Source organism: Streptomyces sp. NL15-2K, from assembly GCF_030551255.1.
Classification (GTDB): Bacteria; Actinomycetota; Actinomycetes; order Streptomycetales; family Streptomycetaceae; genus Streptomyces.
This window is the reverse complement of sequence record NZ_CP130630.1, coordinates 9,126,405-9,143,356: the sequence shown is the minus strand read 5'-3', so window position 1 is coordinate 9,143,356 and position 16,952 is coordinate 9,126,405. Positions and strand designations below refer to the sequence as shown.

The following is a 16,952-nucleotide window of genomic DNA, read 5'->3' as shown; positions in this document are numbered from 1 at the left end:
CTCACGCACTCTCCTTCATCGTCTCGGCGGCCGTGTCGGCCACCGGTATGCCGAAGTTCGGGGTGCCGTCGGCGTTCCAGCCCAGCTTCTGGATGCGGGTGTGGCGGTTGGGGTCGTTCAGCGGGTCGCCGTTGATCTCCTTGTACTGGCGGGCGTGGTAGACGAGGACGTCACTGCGGCCGTCCTCGGCGACCGTGAAGCTGTTGTGGCCGGGGCCGTACTGCTTGGTGGTGTCGTTGCTGGTGAAGACGGGCGTGGGCGACTTGGACCAGCTGGCTGCGTTCATGAGGTCGCTGTCCACGTCGGCGGTCAGCAGGCCCATGCAGTAGTTGGCGTCGGTGGCGCTGGCCGAGTACGACATGAACAGGCGGCCGTTGCGGGTGATGACCGACGGGCCCTCGTTGACCTTGAAGCCGATGCACTCCCAGTCGAACTCCGGGGTGGAGAGCCGGACTTGGGGGCCCGTCAGGGTCCACGGGTTCGCCATCTTGGACAGGAAGATGCCCGTGTTGTTGTCCAAGCCGGGCTCGTGCTGCGCCCAGGCGAGGTAGCGGGTGCCCCGGTGGGTGAAGGTGGTGGCGTCGAGGGAGAAGGTCTCCCACGCCGTCTTGAGCTGACCGCGCTCGACCCAGGTGCCCTTGAAGGGATCGCGGCTCGCGTTCTCCAGGACCCAGATGCGGATGTCCCACACGCTCTCGGCGGGCGCGGCGGCGAAGTAGATGTACCACTTGCCGCCGATGCGGTGGATCTCCGGCGCCCAGATGTGCGCGCCCATGTTTCCGCTGGCGTGCTTGCGCCAGATGACGGACTCGGCGGCGGTCGCGAGGCCGTTCAGGGTGCGGGAGCGGCGCAGGATGATGCGGTCGTACTCGGGGGCGGTGGCCGTGAAGTAGTAGAAGCCGTCGGCGTGACGGTGGATGTGCGGGTCGGCGCGGTTGCGGACGAGCGGGTTCACGTAGGGGGCTGCCTTCGGGGTCGGGGCGGCGTGGGCGATACCGGGGGTGACCGCCGCCAGGGCGCCCGCGGCCAGGGCACCCTTCAGCATCAGTCTGCGGCTGGGGGCTTCAGTGGCTTGGGGCAGGTCGTTGTCGCGGCTCATACGGACTGCCTCTCGGGGGTGGGGTGTCCAGAGAGTGGCGTTCGATATTACGAACACTATTTGTTATGACGAACGCCGAAAAGGTAAGGGTGTGGAACGGGGAGGTCAACGGGTTGGACGGGATGAAGAATGCGCTTTCTTTTCAGCGGGTGGGGAGCGTGCTTGATCCCTGCCGGATCTCAGTCGGATGCCTGTCGGATGTCTGTCGGATCCTGTCGGCCGGCTGTCGGATCCTTTCGGCTGTCTACTGGATCCTTTCGGCTGTCCGCCCGATCGTGGCGACTGTCTGCCGGATCACGTCGACCGTCTACCAGATCGTGTCGGTCGTCTATCGGATCGCGTCGGCCGTCTACCCGATCCCGCCGGATGCTGCCTACCGAATCCGGTCGACAGATTTCTGTTATCGGTCGCCGTCCCGCCCCGTCTCCGCTCACGTGCGCAGCCATACCCACAAGACAGCAGCGGCCGTCGGCGCCCTCGCGGCGGTGGCCGCCCTCACCGTCATCGCTCCCCCGGCGGCGGCCGCCGACGCCCGGGACGTCACCGCCGACGTGCTCGCCGACCGGGACGTGACGCTCAGCGGTGACACGGTCGTCACCGTGCGCTCGGGGACGACGACGTACGACGGCGTGTTCCGCGGCGAGGGCACGCTCACCGTGCGCGGCAACGGGACCCTGGTGCTGACCAGGGACAGCGACTTCACGCTGCCGAAGGCCCGGCAGCGGCAGAAGGTGAGCACGCAGGGCGGCAACCACCCCTACGTCACCGTCACCAGCCCGGACCCGCCCGCAGTCACGGTCGAGCGCGGCGCCACCCTGCAGTACGGCAACGGCGGCACGGCCGGCCTGATCGGCCACTTCCCGTACAACACCCCGGCGTTCCGGCTCAACCAGGACAACATCCGGGTCAACGGCACCCTGCGGCTCTCCCTGAGGAGCGCCTACAACCTGGGCAACATCAGCGGCTCCGGGCTGATCACCCAGCCGAGGTTCCTCTGGGGCACCTGGGACCTGTCGGGCACCCACTCCTTCTCCGGGGTGGTCGACAACGGCACGCAGGTGAACGCCGGGCGCCCGGAGTACGCGACGTCACTGCCCAACATGCGCAAGATCCTCAACCAGGGCACCTTCACGGTCGACACCCCACTGGGCCAGACCGTCACCATGGGCATGGACTTCTACCAGCGCGAGTACGGCAGTGACATCAACGTCCAGTCGCGGCCGGGCAGCAAGGTCGTCCTGACCGGGCAGTACAGCTGGTCGAACCAGGGCGGCGATACCAACCCCTCGCTCAGCGACCCCGCCCTGAACTGGACGCCCGCGCGCAAGAACGTCAACAAGCGCGGCACCAACATCAAGGGCGCGAACGTCCAGTGGGGCGACGGGACGACGAACAAGATCTTCATGCCGGGCACCGCCGAGACCGTCTACATCAACCTGCTGGCGGCGCGTTCCCGTTCGACGCTCACCTTCGACTACAACGGCCCGGTGACGCTCGGCGCCCCCATCGGCGGCGGTGTCTTCCACGACACCCTGTCCGCGCCCGGCGCCGGGGACATCGTGATCGCGGGGACGCGCGGGAACGACGTCACTTTCGCGGCGAAGCAGTACTACGACGGCTCGACGACCGTGGAGAAGGGTGCGGTGCTGCGGCTGGGGTCGAAGCAGGGGGACGGTTCCCTGCTGATGGGCAGCGAGCGACGTCGAGTCGTGAACGACGGGACGCTGGTCGTACAGAACGCCTCCACGCCGGTGTCACTGTCGCGGGTGAGCGGCTCGGGGGCGTTCGTCCAGTCCGGCGCGGCGACGACGACACTGACGGGCACGGCGGTGACGTACACGGGGACGACGACCGTCAAGAAGGGGACCCTCGCGCTGCGTTCCGGAGCGACGCTCGCCGGCAGCAGGTCGATCCGGCTCACGTCGGCGGGGGCACGGCTGGACGCGGGCACGGCGGGGCTGCGGGTGACGACCACGCTGACCGGCGAGGGCACGGTGAAGGGGGCGGTGACGAACGAAGGTGTCGTCGCAGGGGGTCTCACCGTCTCCGGTGACTACACGCAGCGCGCGAAGGGTGAACTCGTACTGCGCGAGCGGCCATTGAAGGTGACGGGGGCGGTGCGGCTGGCGGGTGGGCTGGATCTGTCGGCCGCCGGGACGAGGCCTGCGCGCAAGATCACGGTGCTTGATCACGCCGGGCGGTCGAGGACCAGTGGGGTGTTCAGCGGGCTCAAGGAGGGGGCGAAGCTGAGGCTGGCCGATGCGACGTACCGGATCAGCTATCGGGGCGGGGACGGCAACGACGTCGTACTCAGCGCGGTTGCCTCGAAGCCGTCGGCGTCCGCTCGCGGGACGGGGACAGAAGCGTCCGAGACTGTATCGGCCGGCACCCGCAGCGCGAACGCCGCGAGCGGCGGGCTGGGCTGGTGGCCGTATGTGCTTGCCGTGGGGCTGCTCATCGGGCTCATGGTGCCTGCGGCCCGGCGTGTACGGCGGGGGCGGCGGATGGGTGGGCGGCATGCTCTCTCCAAGCGCGGCAAGCTCAAGAGCTCATGACTTCGGTCACCCCCTCGTAAATTGGCCGTAGATCACGTCCTCAATCGGCGATCCATTTGGCTCGGGCTCATAGAGGTAGAGGAGCTGGGTTTGGGGTCTTGTAGAACAATTCGAGTAGTGTCGGAGTTCTGTACGATCCACTTGTCCCAATTCCGGGTCGTTGGCATTGTGGAACTCACCATCAAGCTTCCTCGAACTCACCATCAGGCGTCGCCGTTTCGCACCGATACCACAGCACGCGTGGCGCGCCGCAATGCAATGACGGAGGGATGGTCGCGCTTCGCTGTGGGCCAGGCCAGGGCTGTCGTCCCCGGCGGGAGGTCCTCGACGGGGACGTAGGAGACTCCCGCGCGCGGGTAGAGGACGCGGGCGAGGTCCGGAGGCAATTGGATTCCTTCCCCCATCGCGATCAGCGCGAGTGCGCTCTCTAAGTCGCTGACCGCGTGCCGACTGTAGTGAACCGGGTCTCCGTTCGGGCGCGGGTCACAGGCCCAGAAATCGCGGAAGACCTTCGGAACCCTGTCCGACCAGCCGATGTGAGGCCGGTCGGACAGGTCGGACACGGTGAGTCCGTCGCGCTGGGCGAGTGGATCGCCGGTGGACATCGCGGCACACCGCGGGCCGGGCTCCAGCTCCAGGTGCTGAACGCCGTCGGGAACCGGCAGGAACAGGAATGCCGCGTCCACGAGGCCTTCGAGGAGGACGGTCGCCACGTCGAATCCGGCCCCCCATATCTGGATGCGGACCCCGGGCAGGCGTCGGCGCACCTCCTCCAGAATCGCCGGTACGGGGTCAACCGAGGTGATCGCAGCCAAGGAGCCGATGACCAACCGGCCGGTTCCGGCGCCCGCGGCGCGTTCGGCTTGGCGGCGTAATTCGTCGGTGGTGTCCACGATGAGCCGGATCTGATCGGTCAGGGCCTGGCCGGCGGGGGTGAGGGCGACGGTGTGGGTCGTGCGGTTGATGAGCTGGACCCCGAGGTTGCCTTCGAGGGCGCTGATGTGACGTGAGAAGGCCGGCTGGGAGATGAAGGCGCGGCGGGCGGCGCGGCCGAAATGGAGCTCCTCGGCCAGCAGCAGGAACAGTTTCAACTGCATGATGCTGGGGTCTTTGGCACCTCGCGTCGTGGCCATGACCCAAAGGTTATTAATCAGGTGTGGAGAGGCATCAGGATCCTCTGTCCCGCGGTGTAAGAGCTGCGTGAGACTCCTCTGGAGATCGACTCGTGGGGGATCCGCGTCATGGTGGTCCTGTCGGCACGCAGGTCACCGCGAGTCCAACCATGGAGGCCATAGAGGCCATAGAGGATTGATGCAACAGGCAACGAGGGAGAACCGCAGGCGCCGTCGCAGAATGTTCGTGGCTGGCACCGTGACCGCATTGCTGGCCACGGCTTGGTCTCCGGTCGCGAACGCGGCCACGCCGAGCCAGGCCCAGGCGGGCGAATGCGTCACGCCCCACCGCACGTTCTTCCTGGAGACCGATTACGGCACGATCGGCAACGTCGGGGTGAACTTCAACGGATGCGTCTGGCAGGACGGCACCTCATTCTCGGCGCAGATGATGAACCAGACCACGACCCTCCGAGCGAGTCTCGCCCAGGAGCAAATCCAGGGGGAGCTCAATCTCGCCGGCACCGGCCACAACTATCGCACCTCCAACTTGCGCGTCATACGGCTCCTGTGCATCCCGATCGTCAACTGGGTCGCCGGTCAAGGACCGTGCGCACAAGCAGATGAGTGGGACTACACCCTCTCCATCAACCACAACACGTTCACCAACACGATGAGCCTCGACACGCTCACCAAGACGAACAAACCGGCAGGCTGGTTCGAGACCCTGAACTGGCCCCTTGACCCGCCCTACACCCAGGAACGCACGACAACTCCGTGACACCGGGGTGAGATACGGTCGTCAGGCCGGTGCCCTCCGCGCAGCTCGGTCAGCCGCCGCGCGGGGTCACCGGCCGCTCGGCGCCCCCGCAAATCCCAGCCGCGGGGCCAGCGCACGCGCCTCCGTCGCCCACTCCGCCAGGAACGCGAGCGTCAACCCCCGCTCCCGGTACCGGCGTTCGGCGTCCACGGCCCGGGCGCCGCCGTAGTCCAGCTGCTCCTCCCCCGCGCGGGCCAGCATCAGTGCCGTGATCCAGTCGTACTTCACGGCGGAGGCGCACACCGCGAGGCGTACGAGGTGCTCGTCCCCCTTCCAGCCGCTCTCCCGCAGGCCGTGCAGATAGGCGTCGTAGGCCGCCGCCGTGTACTCGGGGAGGCGGGCGGCCGGGACGAACAGGTCGAAGACCGAGTCGGGGAGGTAGTTGCCGAGGTCCTCGCCGAGGGCGCCGTCGCCGGTGAACGCCCAGTCGAACAGGGCGCTGTCGGGGCCGTCGGCGCGGACGTTGGCGGGCCACATGTCGAGGTGGCTGAAGGCGCGGGGCAGGGACTCCATGACGTCCAGGAACCACTCGCGGTCGTGGTGGAGGCGGACCATGGCGGGGCGCAGGCCGCCGGGGAAGTGGTCGCGGACCAGGGGCTGTTGCCAGGCTTCGTCCTCGTCGAGGAGGTCCTGACCGAGGGTGTTGCTGCCTACGTACTGGCGCAGGAAGCGGTGGGAGAACCACGGTTGGTCGTCCCTCTCACCGACCGCGCCCTGTGCGGCGCCCAGGCGGCGGGCGTGCTCCACGTGCCGTGCGATCGACCAGTTCGTGGCCGGCTCGCCGCGCACCCGCTCCAGCCACAACGCCACATCGCCGTCCGGCCGTTCGACGCAGGCCAGCAGCCGGGGCGCGCGGATACCGTACGGCTGCCAGGCCTGGGTGAGTCCCGAGGCGTAGGCGTCGGCCTCGCGGCGCCAGTAGTTCCAGTGGCGGGGGTCGTCGGAGGCGGCCCAGCGTCCGGTGGCCGGCTTGTTGCGGGTGAGTACCTTCAGGACTGCGGAGTGGTCCCCTGCGGTGACCGCCCAGACGCCGCCGGTGACGCCGTTGTTGGGGTTGTGGGTGACGGGCGCCAGGAAGGCCGGGCCGGTGAAGGGGCCCAGCACCTCCCGGGCTTCGGCGTACACGCCTTCGGTGTCGGCCTCTACATCGGAATCTGCATCGGCATCTGCATCGGCGGCATCGACGTCCGGGGCCTCGGTGTCAGACATGTCCCAAGCCTAGGCGGGGGCTTCCTCCGTCGCCCCGCGTCCGCGCAGCCACACGTACACCGGAATGCCCGCGAAGAGGAACAGCACGCCCTGGTAGACGGCCGCGTAGCCGGCGCCCGCGATCAGCCAGAAGGAGAACGTGAAGGAGAGGGCGGCGACGATCAGGTCGCGGACCAGGCCGGCCGGGCGGACCTGCTCCCGGGTGCCCTTCGCCAGCCAGTACAGCTGGGCCGCGGCCGACAGGAGGTACGGCACACACCCCGTGAACGTGGTGATCAGGACGAGGACGCGGAAGGTGGTGTCCGGGCCCGCCGTGTAGTTGAGCGCGATGAGCAGCGTGCCGAGGACCGCTACCGCCCAGACGCCGAAGCCCGGTACCCCGCCCTTGCCCACGCGGGCGAAGGGGGCCGGGAAGAGGCCGTCGCGGGCGGCGGCGTACGGCATCTGCGCGGCGAGGAGGATCCAGCCGTTGAGGCAGCCGGTGATCGAGGCGACGGCGACCAGGGCGATGGCGGTGCCGCCCCAGGTGCCGCCGGTGATGGCGTTCACGGCGTCGGCGAAGGGGGCGCCGGAGTCGACCAGCTTGTCGTGCGGGACCAGGCCGAAGACGGCGATGATGCCGAGGATGTAGACGAGGGCGGAGCCCAGCGTGCCGAGGACGCTCGCGCGGCCGACCGTGCGCTCGGGGTCGCTGACCTCGCCGGCGCTGACGGCGGCCGACTCGACGCCGAGGAAGCTGTAGAGGAGCAGCGCGGCGGAGGCGGCCAGCGCGCCGGGGACGCTGTCGCCGGAGGCGTTGAACGGGCCGAAGTTGTCCGTGTCGATGAAGAAGAGGCCGATCGTGGCGACCAGCAGCAGCGGCACGAACTTCAGGACGGTGGAGACGACTTGGACCGTGCCGACCCAGCGGGTGCCGGCGAAGTTCGCGGCGGCCGGCAGCCACAGCGCGGCGAGGGCGACCAGGCCTTCGAGGGTGTGGTTGCCGTGCAGCGGTATCAGGACGTCGACGTAGCCGACGACCGCGACGGCCAGGGCGGCGATGCTGACCCAGCACATCGTCCAGTACGACCATGCCGACAGGAAGCCCGCGAAGGGGCCGAAGGCGTCGCGCGGGTACACGTACAGGCCGCCGGTGACCGGGCTGCGCCGGGCCAGCTTGCCGAAGAGCAGCGCGAGCAGCACCGCGCCGACCGACAGGACCACGAAGGCGAGCAGGCTGACCCCGCCGTACGGGGCGACGGTGGCGGGCAGCGCGAAGATGCCGCCGCCGATGATGTTGCCCATGACGAGGGCGGTGGCGGCGGCCAGTCCGAAGGTACGGCGGCGCGGGGCGGCGGCCGGGTCCGACTCGGGCTCGGCGGGCTCGGCGGCTTCGGTGGAACTGGGGGCAGTCATGGCGGTGTTCCCTGGGGACGGGGGCGGAGGCGGGCAGGACGGGGGCGAGGGGCACGGGCAGGAGTGGGACGGGGGCGGGGGCGGGGCAGAACTGGGGCGGGGAGGGCGTGATCGTAACCCGGCATCCCACATGCTGGGCGACCTGTTCATGTAATGGACACATACGGCCCACCCTCCGTCGCTTCGACTAGCGTCGTGGCATGACCAGCGACACCCCTTCCTCCCCCGACACGCCCCTCGCCGACGCGCTCGCCGCCGGGAGGACGGTCGTCCTCGACGGCGGCATGTCCAACCAGCTCGAGTCCGCCGGGCACGACCTGAGCGACGAGCTGTGGTCGGCGCGGCTGCTCGCCGAGCGGCCCGAGGCGATCACCGAGGCGCACCTCGCCTACTTCCTGGCGGGCGCGGACGTGGCGATCACCTCCAGCTACCAGGCGACCTTCGAGGGCTTCGCGAAGCGCGGGATCAAGCGGGACCGGGCGGCCGAACTGATGGGCCTGAGCATCGAGTTGGCCCTCGACGCGGCGGTGGAGGCGCGGGCGAAGGGCGTCACCCGGCCGCTGTGGGTGGCGGCCTCGGCCGGCCCGTACGGCGCGATGCTCGCCGACGGCTCCGAGTACCGGGGCCGGTACGGGCTGAGCGTGGCCGAGCTGGAGGCCTTCCACCGCCCCCGCCTGGAGGTGCTGGCCGCCACCGGCCCGGATGTCCTCGCCCTGGAGACGGTCCCGGACGCCGACGAGGCCGAGGCGCTGCTGCGGGCGGTGCGTGGGCTCGGGGTTCCGGCCTGGCTGTCGTACAGCGTCGCGGGCGACCGGACCCGCGCCGGGCAGCCCCTGGAGGAGGCCTTCGGTCTGGCCGCCGACGCGGACGAGGTCATCGCGGTCGGCGTGAACTGCTGTGTCCCCGAGGATGTCGACCGCGCGATCGAGATCGCCGCCCGCGTCACCGGCAAGCCGGTCGTGGTCTACCCCAACAGCGGCGAGACCTGGGACGCCGAGGCCCGCGCCTGGGCCGGCCGCTCCACCTTCGCGCCCGAGGAGGTGCGCCGCTGGCGGGAGTCGGGGGCGCGGCTGATCGGCGGGTGCTGCCGGGTGGGGCCGGAGGCGATCGCGTCGATCGCGGGGACGTTGACGGCGGCGTAACTCCTGACGGCCGACACCCGCGCAGCTCCTGCCGGCCGACACCCGCACAACTCCTGCCGGTTCCTCGTTCCCGCTGCTAGCCTCCGTTCGGGAACCGGTTTCCACGTGTGTTGCCGCAGTTCCCGAGGGGTGGGCGATGACGCCCGGGGAGAGGGACGAGGCAGGAATGACGAGGAAGAGCGAGGACGCGAGCCGGAGCACGATCCGGGATGTGGCGGCCCGCGCGGGGGTGTCCGCGTCGACGGTGTCGCGGGTGCTCGGCGGGGTCTACCCGGTGAGCTCGGCGACCCGCGCGCGCGTGATGCGGGCGGTCCGCGAGCTGGACTACGTCGCGGACGCGCGCGCCAAGGCGGTCGCGGGGGTCGGCACGCCCACGCTGGCGTTCGTCCTCGAGGACATCACCGGTCCGTCGTTCGCGCTCATGGCGCACGGCGTGGAGCGGGAGGCGACCCGGCTCGGCCATCTGTGCCTGGTGTGCAGCACGGAGGGCGATGTACGGCACGAGCAGGAGTTCGTCGAGATGATGCGCTCCCAGCGGGCGGCCGCCGTGATCCTGGTCGGCGGCACCGCCGACACCCCCGAGTACCGCGAGCGCACGCGCCGGATGGCCGACTCGCTGGCGTCGGCGGGCTCCCGCCTGGTGCTGTGCGGCCGCCCGCCGCTCGGCCCCGGGGCGCCGGTGACGGTCATCGAGTACGACAACGAGGGCGGCGCCTACGCCCTGGTCGCCCACGTCCTCGCCCAGGGCCACCGGCGGATCCTCTTCCTCGGCGGTGCGCCGGACCACACCACGGCGCAGGGCCGCGAGCGCGGCTACCTGGCCGCGCACCGCGCCCGTGGTCTGGACCCCGACCCCGCGCTGCTGCTGCACGGCGACTTCACGCGGGACGCCGGCCACCGGCTGATGCGCGAGGCACTGAAGGACGGGCTGGTGTTCACGGCGGTGGTGGCCGCCACCGACATGGTCGCGGCCGGCGCGCTGACCGCCCTGCACGAGGCGGGCCTGGACGTGCCGGGCGACGTCTCGCTGGCCGGCTACGACGACATCCCGTTCGCCCGCGACCTGCACCCCGCCCTGACCACGGTCCACGTGCCCTACGAGGAACTGGGCCGCCTCGCCGTGCGCACCGCGCTGGGCCGCACGTCGGAGACCCCGGACGAACATCTGCTGCTGGGGACGCACGTGGTGGTGCGCGACTCGGTGACGGCAACCGGTTCCTGATCTGTCCGCGCCGGCTCGGGTCAGCCGCGGCGGACCGAGCCGGGCAGCCGCAGCCGTCGTACCACCGACCGCAGCTCCACGCTCCGGGCGGGCACGCCGTCCACAGGGACTCCGTCTGCGGGGACCGCGTCCGCGGGCACGCCGTCCCCGGGCTCGGCCCTCGCCGCCTCGGCCGTCCGGGCTGCCGCGTCCGCCGTCCACATCGCGAATGCACGATCCCGCGGACCGTATACCGTATGCGGTTCACCGTCGCCGAAGATCCGCACTGGATGCGAGCCGTCCCACCGCTGCCAGCCGGGGTCCCCGTCGGCGGCGAACCGCACCCATGCCCCGTGCATCGCGTCGGCGAGCTCCTGCGGGGCGCCCCAGCCCGCGAGCTTGGCGGACTCGGGGACCTCGCCGGTGTCGAAGACGAAGCCGAGTTCCAGGGCGTGGCAGGAGCCGAGGCCGGGCAGCAGCGAGGGCCAGGCGAACTCGTAGACGTACGCGGGGTCGGGGCGGGCCTCCGGGAGGCGGTGCAGGGGGATGCGCAGCAGGTGGTCGGTGACCATCTGGCCGACGAGGTCGGCGGTGCCGGCCTCGGGGTGCAGGGCACGGTAGCCGCGTACCACCTCGTGGCCGCAATGGCAGCGGGCCATGGCGCCGGCCAGGGCGACCGGACCGAGCCGGTCGACGCGCTCCAGCAGGCCGCCCGGGACCAGCCACAGCCGGTACTCGTCGCGGGTCCAGCCCATCATGAGCTCGACGCCCCGCGCCGCGTCCCCTTCGACGAGGGCTTCCAGGGGGTCGCGCGGAACGAGGTCGCCGTCGACGACGATCCCGAAGGCGGGTCCGCCGAGCACGGGGCTGCTGAGCCGTCCCACCTCGGCCTGGGTGCGCAGCAGCAGGTCACGGTCGACGTCGGCGAAGGCCGCGGCGGTGGCGGGGATCTTCAGCCGGGTCGCCATACGGCGCACCATCCGCCGTACCTTGTCGCGGTCGCTCGCCTCGGGCGGCCCGCTCTGCAGGACCGCGCGCCGGAACAGTCCCTGGGCCTGCGGTGCGGCCAGCAGGGCGCCGGTGCTGATCGCCCCGGCGGACTGGCCGCTGAGGGTGACCCGGTCGGGGTCGCCGCCGAAGGCCTCGATCGACTCGTGCACCCACTTCAGGGCGGCGAGCTGGTCGCGCAGGCCGGGGTTGGCGGGGGCGTCCGGGAACAGTCCGTAGCCCTCCACGCCCAATCGGTAGTTGACCGAGACCAGGACGACGCCGTCGCGGGCGAAGGAGTGGCCGTCGTACACGGGCACGGCGGACGAGCCGCGGGTGAGGGCGCCGCCGTGCAGCCACACCAGCACCGGGAGCCGGGCCCCAGGGCCCGGCTCCGGTGTCCACACATTCAGGTTGAGGCAGTCGTCACCCGGCACGACCGGGTCGGACAGGTACTGCGCGAAGGCCTCCGAGTACGGCGGTTTCGGCGGCGTCGGCCCGAATGCGCCCGCGTCGCGCACGCCGTTCCAGGGCTCGGGCGGCACGGGCGGCCGGAATCGTCGGGGTCCGAAGGGCGGGGCCGCGTACGGGATGCCCCGGAACACCGCGACGCCGTGTTCGTACCGGCCGCGTACGAACCCGTGAGGAGTCCTGACCACGGGGTTCTGGTCCGCCGTCATCCGCCCACCAGCCCTTCGCGTGCTCGTGCACCGGTAACATCAGAGCACCACAAGGGCGCCCGGTATTCCGGTGCACGGAGCCTGCGAGCGGCTACTTGGCGTACATCAGCGTGCCGAAGCCGAGCTGGTCGAAGCCGCCGCTGGTGGAGCCGTAGTCACCTCCTCCGCCCTCGGTCCCGACGAGATTGTAGTACATGTCCGAGATGTACTGGTCGTTCCAGGACAGGCGCCCGTTGTAGTGGAAGTGGAGCATGGCCCACACCGGGCGCACCAGGCCCCGGGACGCCGAGCTGACCACTGTCTGCGAGTTCTGGGCGCAGTTCTGTCCGCTGCCCCACGTGTAAGTGGTGAACGGCACGTTCTGGCCGATGTTGTACTTGGCGACGTACTGGGCTCCCTTGAAGAACCTCCTGCTGTCGTAGCTGTACAGGTCGTCGCCCTGGTTCCAGGCCATCTCGCAGAGCGCGCCCATCTGGCCCATGCCCATCATGCAGTGGCCCTGGTCGCGGCCGGACTCCTGCCACTGTCCGAGGTCGTAGCCGTCGACGTTGGTGTACAGGAACGGCACCGCGTGCTGGATGGAGCCGTTTCCGGCGCCGGTCTTGAAGTAGTTGACGGCCTCGTCGTACTTGGCGCCGTCGTCGCACAGGATCCCGATGGCCATGATCGAGGCCATGTTGCACAGGTCCCAGTTCGCCCAGTAGTTGGTGATGCAGGCGAAGTTGTGGTCCCTCAGGAAGGCGTGGTTCATCGGGTAGAACACGTTCAGCATCATCTGCTTGAACTTGTTCAGGTCGAAGCCCGCGTAGCCGCGCAGCAACTCGCCCACGTTGGCGAACTGCCAGCCGTAGATGCCGGCGGCCAGGTTCGCGTCCGTGGTGCCCTGGATGGATGTGAGGGTGTTCGCCCAGGCGTTGCAGATGGCTGCCGCGCAGTCGGCGTTGGCCGTGGTACCGCCGATCTGCCAGCGCAGTGCGTTCTGGTAGGCGGCGGCGATGTCGTTGTAGAGGATGGTGTAGTTGTTCGAGGTCCCCGATCCGCGGTAGACGATGGACTGCGGCCTGGCGACCCAGGTGGACTGGGAGTGGGAGTTGGCGACCAGCTTGTTCCAGCCGGACAGCCAGGGGTCGTTGCCCGCCGCGACCCTGACCTTGGCGCGGTTGATGTCGCCCCAGTTGTGCAGCATGCCGGGGTGGGTGAAGGTCGAGGGCGCCGCGTCCGCCGTGGAGGCGGCGAACGTGGCGCCGCCGCCGAGGGCGAGAGCGGCGCCGAGACCGCCGGCGGTCCTCAGCAGACCGCGGCGGCTCAACTCGGTGTTGTGTTCGGTGTTCTGCTCGGTTTGCTGGAGTTGCCGGTGGGGGGAAGTGCGGCTCATTGCGGTGCATCTCCGATCCGTGAGGATTTAGATGGGGGTGATGCTCACCTCTTCGAACTTCGCGGTGCCGAGGGCCAGGGGGTTGCGTGAGCAGACCACGAGGCCCACGTGGTAGGGGACGTCACCGAAGCCGGGGACCTCGCCGGAGGCGAGGGCGGTCCAGGTGGCGCCGTCATCGGTGGAGACGGCCGCGGCGAAGGCGGTCCCGGTGCGGTTCAGCCGCAGCAGCAGGGGCAGTTGGACGGTGGCGGTGCCGGAGAACGCGGAGGCGCCCGCCACGGTCTTGCGGAGCATGAGCTGAGCGGTGCTCCCGCCCGTGACGATCACGCCGGCCGCCTGGTCGAACGGCGACAGCGACTTGGCCATCAGCAGGCCCACCCGGTCGGCGGTGGCCCCTGTACGGGAGACCAGCCGGGCGGTGACCGTGCAGTCACCGGTGACGGGCCGGCGTACGAACTGGCCTGTCATTCCCTGGTTGTTGACGGTGAGGTCGGTCCCGGCTCCCCGCACCACGAAGGTCCCGTCTTCGTGGGCGGTGCTGCCGGGGGTACGGACGGCGACCACGCCGAGTGTGCCGAAGGCGCGGTCGTCGAGGACCACGTCGCCGAGGTCGCCGTACGTCCAGGGGGCGGGCGGCGGTGTGCCGACCGTGAGGGTGAGGGTGCCGGTGCCGTCGCCGGCCGCGTTGCCCGCTGTGGTCGTGACCTTGAACTCGCCGGTTTCCGTGGGGGTTCCGCAGATCAGGCCGGTGCGCCGGTCGACACGGAGCCCGTCGGGCAGGCCGGTCGCGGTGAACCGGATGGGCTCGTGCGAGGCTCGGAGCAGGTGCTGGAAGGCGATGCCCTTGTTGGCGAACGCGGTGGTGGCGGAGGTGAGTTGGGGCGGTGTCGGTGACGGCATCGGCGCGGCGGCGGACTCCGAGAGGGGGCCGCGTCCGGCGGTGTTGGTCTTGGCGACGGCGTAGTGGTACGTCGTTCCGGGTGTGCCGGTGGCGTCCGCGTACCGGATGCGGGTGCCGGACCCGACCGGGCCGATGCCGGTCGCGACGGTCACGTACGGGCCGTCGGGGTCGGTGGCGCGCAGCACCTTGTAGCGGGCGGAGAGGTCCGGGTCGGTCCAGGCGAGTTCGACGGCGTCGGCGCCTGTGGTGGCCCGCAGGTCGTCGGCGGTGCGGCCGGGGCCCGGCACGGACCAGACCTCGCCGGCCGAGGTGGAGGTCACGGTGACGTTGTCGAAGGCGCCGGTGCCGGTCTCGGCGTACTCCTCGTCGACGCCGAGGCAGGAGGTGAGGACGAGACCCGCGTATGCGGTATTCGACAGACCGTCGACCTCGGTGCGACCGACTTCTGTCCACCGTATACCGTCTGCCGAGATCGCCCCGGTACACCACCGACCCTTGCGGGTCACCCGTACCCAGTACGGCGCCCGCAGCCGGTAGCCGTCTCCCGCGCCCTCCACGTACGGCGCCTCCAGCGGGGTCGCCGATTCCGGCAGGGTGCCGAGGCTGGAGATCGGGAAAGCGGCGGACGTGGTGATCGTCTGCTGCTGGGTGGGCGGCACCGGTGTGCTGCCCGTCGCGGAGACGGACGCCCCGGCCGTCGGCCGTACCGTCCACACCCCGCTCCAGGTGTGCAGCGGCAGCCCCTGGATCAGCATGGCCGCGTGGGCCGCGTCCGCGTCCAGGGAGGCCCGGACGGTGACGCCGATCTTGGAGTACTGCGAGCTGAGCGGCCAGACGATCCGCGCGGTGATCGCGCCGTCGCCGCGCAGCGGCAGGTGCGCGAGGCGGTAGGTGTCGGCGGTGCCGGAGGCCTCCAGCACGAACCGCTCGCCGTCGAAGGCGGCGGAGCCGGGGATCTTCACCTTGCCGAGGTCCTGGGTGGACCACGGCTCGGGCAGACCGTTGGCGGCGGACACCGGGCTCGAATCGCCGCTGCTGCCCTGGGAGTTGGCGGCGGCGACGGTGTAGTGGTAGGTCCGGCCGGGGTTCGCGTCGCGGTCGGTGTACGCCGGCTTGTCGACGCCTGTGGCGATCTCCTCGTACGGGCCCTCGGGCTTGGTCGCCCGGCGGACGGTGTACGTGCTCGCCCACGCCGACGGCAGCCAGCTCACGGTGACGGACGTGCCGTCGCCGACCGCCGTGACGCCCGCCGGTGCCGTGGGCACGGTCGGCGCGGGGGCCTTGGTGCCGGCGTAGGCGAAGGTGCCGAAGCTGGGCAGGTCGTCGTTGCTGCCCTCGACGACGCGGGCGCCGCCGGTGCCGCGGAAGACGGCCGCCTTGGTGTACGGGGTGTCGAGGCCGCGGACGCCGGCGTAGTGGGCGTAGTACATCTCGTAGATCGGCGGCAGATTCCCGCGGACCTTGTCGGAGACGGTCGTCTTGATGTACTTGCCGGTGCGGTCCAGGTCGGGCGTGAAGGGGACGTCGCCGCCGAGGTTGTAGCGGGCCGCGTACTCGGCGTTCGCGAGGATGCGGTTGCCGTCGACGCCCCACAGGTCGACGCCCTGGTTCCAGGCGACCTGCGCCGCGTCGCCCAGCAGGCCGACGGCGAGCTGCTCGTGGCCCTGGTCGCGGCCGCTCTCCTGGCCCTGGCCGGTGTCGGTGACGATCCGGTTGCGGACGCTGCCGTTGCCCGCGCCGGCCGCCGCGAAGCGCAGGGCGTCCTCGAAGAGGACGGGCTCCTCGCAGAACACGCCGATGGCCAGAATGGACTGAACGGACGTCAGGTCCCAGTTGCCGTTGGCGTAGAGCATGTAGCCGGAGATCGCCGGATACCAGACGTCCAGGAAGGACTGCTCGCAGCGGGCGATGTCGGAGTCCGCCCATCCGTCGTAGCCGCTGTGCCGGAGCAGTTCGGCCGCGTTGACGAACTTGAAGGCCTGGAGCCCGGCGCCGAGCGGACCGTCGGCACCGGTGACCATCGTCAGGGAGGCCGACCAGGCGTTGAGGATGTCGCGGGCCTTGTCGGCGTGGGCGCGGTTGCCGGTGACGCACCACATCAGGGCGTTCTGGTAGGCGGCGGCCGAGTCGGCGACGGCCTGGTTCTGGAAGTTGGTGGGGCCCCGGCCCCAGGAGGTGATCTGGCCGGTGTTCTGGATCGCGTACGTGGGCTTCGAGCGGGCGTGGGCCGCGAACGCGAGGTAGCCGTCGTAGACCGGGGATTCCTGCGCCGCGACGGCGGCTTTCATACGCGATATGTCGTCGGCTGTATGCAGCAGACCGGGGTGGGTGAAGGCCCGGTGCCGGGTCTTGTCGTCCTGGGCCGACGCCGCCGCGGCGGAGGCGGACAGCAGTCCGCCTCCGGCAGCGATCACGAGCCCCGCGGCCCCGATGAAGGAGCGTCGGCTGAGAGGAAACACGGGTGACTCCATGATTC

Annotated in this window: 11 protein-coding genes; 4 read left to right on the top strand and 7 right to left on the bottom strand. The window is 70.5% G+C overall.

All coding sequences use genetic code 11. The annotated features are described in order from the left end of the window. Position 1 precedes the first annotated feature (1 nt). Entirely contained in the window at positions 2-1,099 is a 1,098-nt protein-coding gene (locus tag Q4V64_RS40915) for a glycoside hydrolase family 43 protein (protein WP_124438353.1), read from the bottom strand. Between the two features lie 434 nt (positions 1,100-1,533). Between Q4V64_RS40915 and Q4V64_RS40910 the strand changes: the two genes are divergently transcribed. Further along, positions 1,534-3,654: an autotransporter gene (locus tag Q4V64_RS40910; RefSeq protein WP_124438361.1), complete on the top strand. Its 2,121-nt coding sequence runs from the start codon at positions 1,534-1,536 to the stop codon at positions 3,652-3,654. A gap of 203 nt (positions 3,655-3,857) precedes the next feature. On the opposite strand, the gene Q4V64_RS40905 is transcribed toward Q4V64_RS40910, so the two are convergent. Further along, positions 3,858-4,787 (bottom strand): LysR family transcriptional regulator, encoded by a 930-nt coding sequence (locus Q4V64_RS40905; RefSeq protein ID WP_124438354.1) that lies wholly within the window; start codon positions 4,785-4,787, stop codon positions 3,858-3,860. 238 nt (positions 4,788-5,025) lie between these two features. Here Q4V64_RS40905 and Q4V64_RS40900 point away from each other — a divergent pair, with 238 nt between their 5' ends. Further along, positions 5,026-5,547, top strand: a complete 522-nt coding sequence (locus tag Q4V64_RS40900) for a hypothetical protein (RefSeq protein ID WP_303714038.1) — start codon at positions 5,026-5,028, stop codon at positions 5,545-5,547. A gap of 66 nt (positions 5,548-5,613) precedes the next feature. Here Q4V64_RS40900 and Q4V64_RS40895 read toward each other — a convergent pair whose 3' ends face one another. Both Q4V64_RS40895 and Q4V64_RS40890 read right to left on the bottom strand, forming a co-directional pair. Continuing rightward, positions 5,614-6,795 carry an aminoglycoside phosphotransferase family protein gene (locus Q4V64_RS40895; protein WP_253266810.1) on the bottom strand — a complete coding sequence of 394 codons (1,182 nt, stop codon included), beginning with the start codon at positions 6,793-6,795 and terminating at the stop codon, positions 5,614-5,616. A gap of 9 nt (positions 6,796-6,804) precedes the next feature. Then, positions 6,805-8,190, bottom strand: coding sequence for an amino acid permease (locus tag Q4V64_RS40890; protein ID WP_124438356.1), 1,386 nt, complete (start codon positions 8,188-8,190; stop codon positions 6,805-6,807). 200 nt (positions 8,191-8,390) lie between these two features. Here Q4V64_RS40890 and mmuM point away from each other — a divergent pair, with 200 nt between their 5' ends. Both mmuM and Q4V64_RS40880 read left to right on the top strand, forming a co-directional pair. Beyond that, a complete protein-coding gene (gene mmuM, locus Q4V64_RS40885) occupies positions 8,391-9,332 on the top strand; it encodes a homocysteine S-methyltransferase (RefSeq protein ID WP_124438363.1) in 942 nt (313 codons plus the stop codon). A 166-nt stretch (positions 9,333-9,498) separates the two neighbouring features. Continuing rightward, positions 9,499-10,554 carry a LacI family DNA-binding transcriptional regulator gene (locus tag Q4V64_RS40880; protein WP_124438364.1) on the top strand — a complete coding sequence of 352 codons (1,056 nt, stop codon included), beginning with the start codon at positions 9,499-9,501 and terminating at the stop codon, positions 10,552-10,554. Positions 10,555-10,574: 20 nt separating this feature from the next. Here the strand turns inward: Q4V64_RS40880 and Q4V64_RS40875 are convergent, their stop codons facing one another. The 3 genes from Q4V64_RS40875 to Q4V64_RS40865 all read right to left on the bottom strand — a co-directional run bounded on the left by Q4V64_RS40875 (position 10,575) and on the right by Q4V64_RS40865 (position 16,947). Next, positions 10,575-12,200 carry a carboxylesterase family protein gene (locus tag Q4V64_RS40875; protein ID WP_124438365.1) on the bottom strand — a complete coding sequence of 542 codons (1,626 nt, stop codon included), beginning with the start codon at positions 12,198-12,200 and terminating at the stop codon, positions 10,575-10,577. Between the two features lie 91 nt (positions 12,201-12,291). Next, on the bottom strand, positions 12,292-13,575 hold the full coding sequence (locus Q4V64_RS40870) for an alginate lyase family protein (protein WP_124438366.1): 1,284 nt from the start codon (positions 13,573-13,575) through the stop codon (positions 12,292-12,294). Positions 13,576-13,602: 27 nt separating this feature from the next. Next, on the bottom strand, positions 13,603-16,947 hold the full coding sequence (locus Q4V64_RS40865; RefSeq protein ID WP_124438367.1) for an alginate lyase family protein: 3,345 nt from the start codon (positions 16,945-16,947) through the stop codon (positions 13,603-13,605). Positions 16,948-16,952 lie beyond the last annotated feature (5 nt).

Excerpts from the sequence above, each read along its gene's own strand:
- Q4V64_RS40915 (WP_124438353.1), bottom strand. The coding sequence starts at position 1,099 with ATGAGCCGCGACAACGACCTGCCCCAAGCCACTGAAGCCCCCAGCCGC.
- Q4V64_RS40905 (WP_124438354.1), bottom strand. The coding sequence starts at position 4,787 with ATGGCCACGACGCGAGGTGCCAAAGACCCCAGCATCATGCAGTTGAAA.
- Q4V64_RS40895 (WP_253266810.1), bottom strand. The coding sequence starts at position 6,795 with ATGTCTGACACCGAGGCCCCGGACGTCGATGCCGCCGATGCAGATGCC.
- Q4V64_RS40890 (WP_124438356.1), bottom strand. The coding sequence starts at position 8,190 with ATGACTGCCCCCAGTTCCACCGAAGCCGCCGAGCCCGCCGAGCCCGAG.
- mmuM (WP_124438363.1), top strand. The coding sequence starts at position 8,391 with ATGACCAGCGACACCCCTTCCTCCCCCGACACGCCCCTCGCCGACGCG.
- Q4V64_RS40880 (WP_124438364.1), top strand. The coding sequence starts at position 9,499 with ATGACGAGGAAGAGCGAGGACGCGAGCCGGAGCACGATCCGGGATGTG.
- Q4V64_RS40875 (WP_124438365.1), bottom strand. The coding sequence starts at position 12,200 with ATGACGGCGGACCAGAACCCCGTGGTCAGGACTCCTCACGGGTTCGTA.
- Q4V64_RS40870 (WP_124438366.1), bottom strand. The coding sequence starts at position 13,575 with ATGAGCCGCACTTCCCCCCACCGGCAACTCCAGCAAACCGAGCAGAAC.
- Q4V64_RS40865 (WP_124438367.1), bottom strand. The coding sequence starts at position 16,947 with ATGGAGTCACCCGTGTTTCCTCTCAGCCGACGCTCCTTCATCGGGGCC.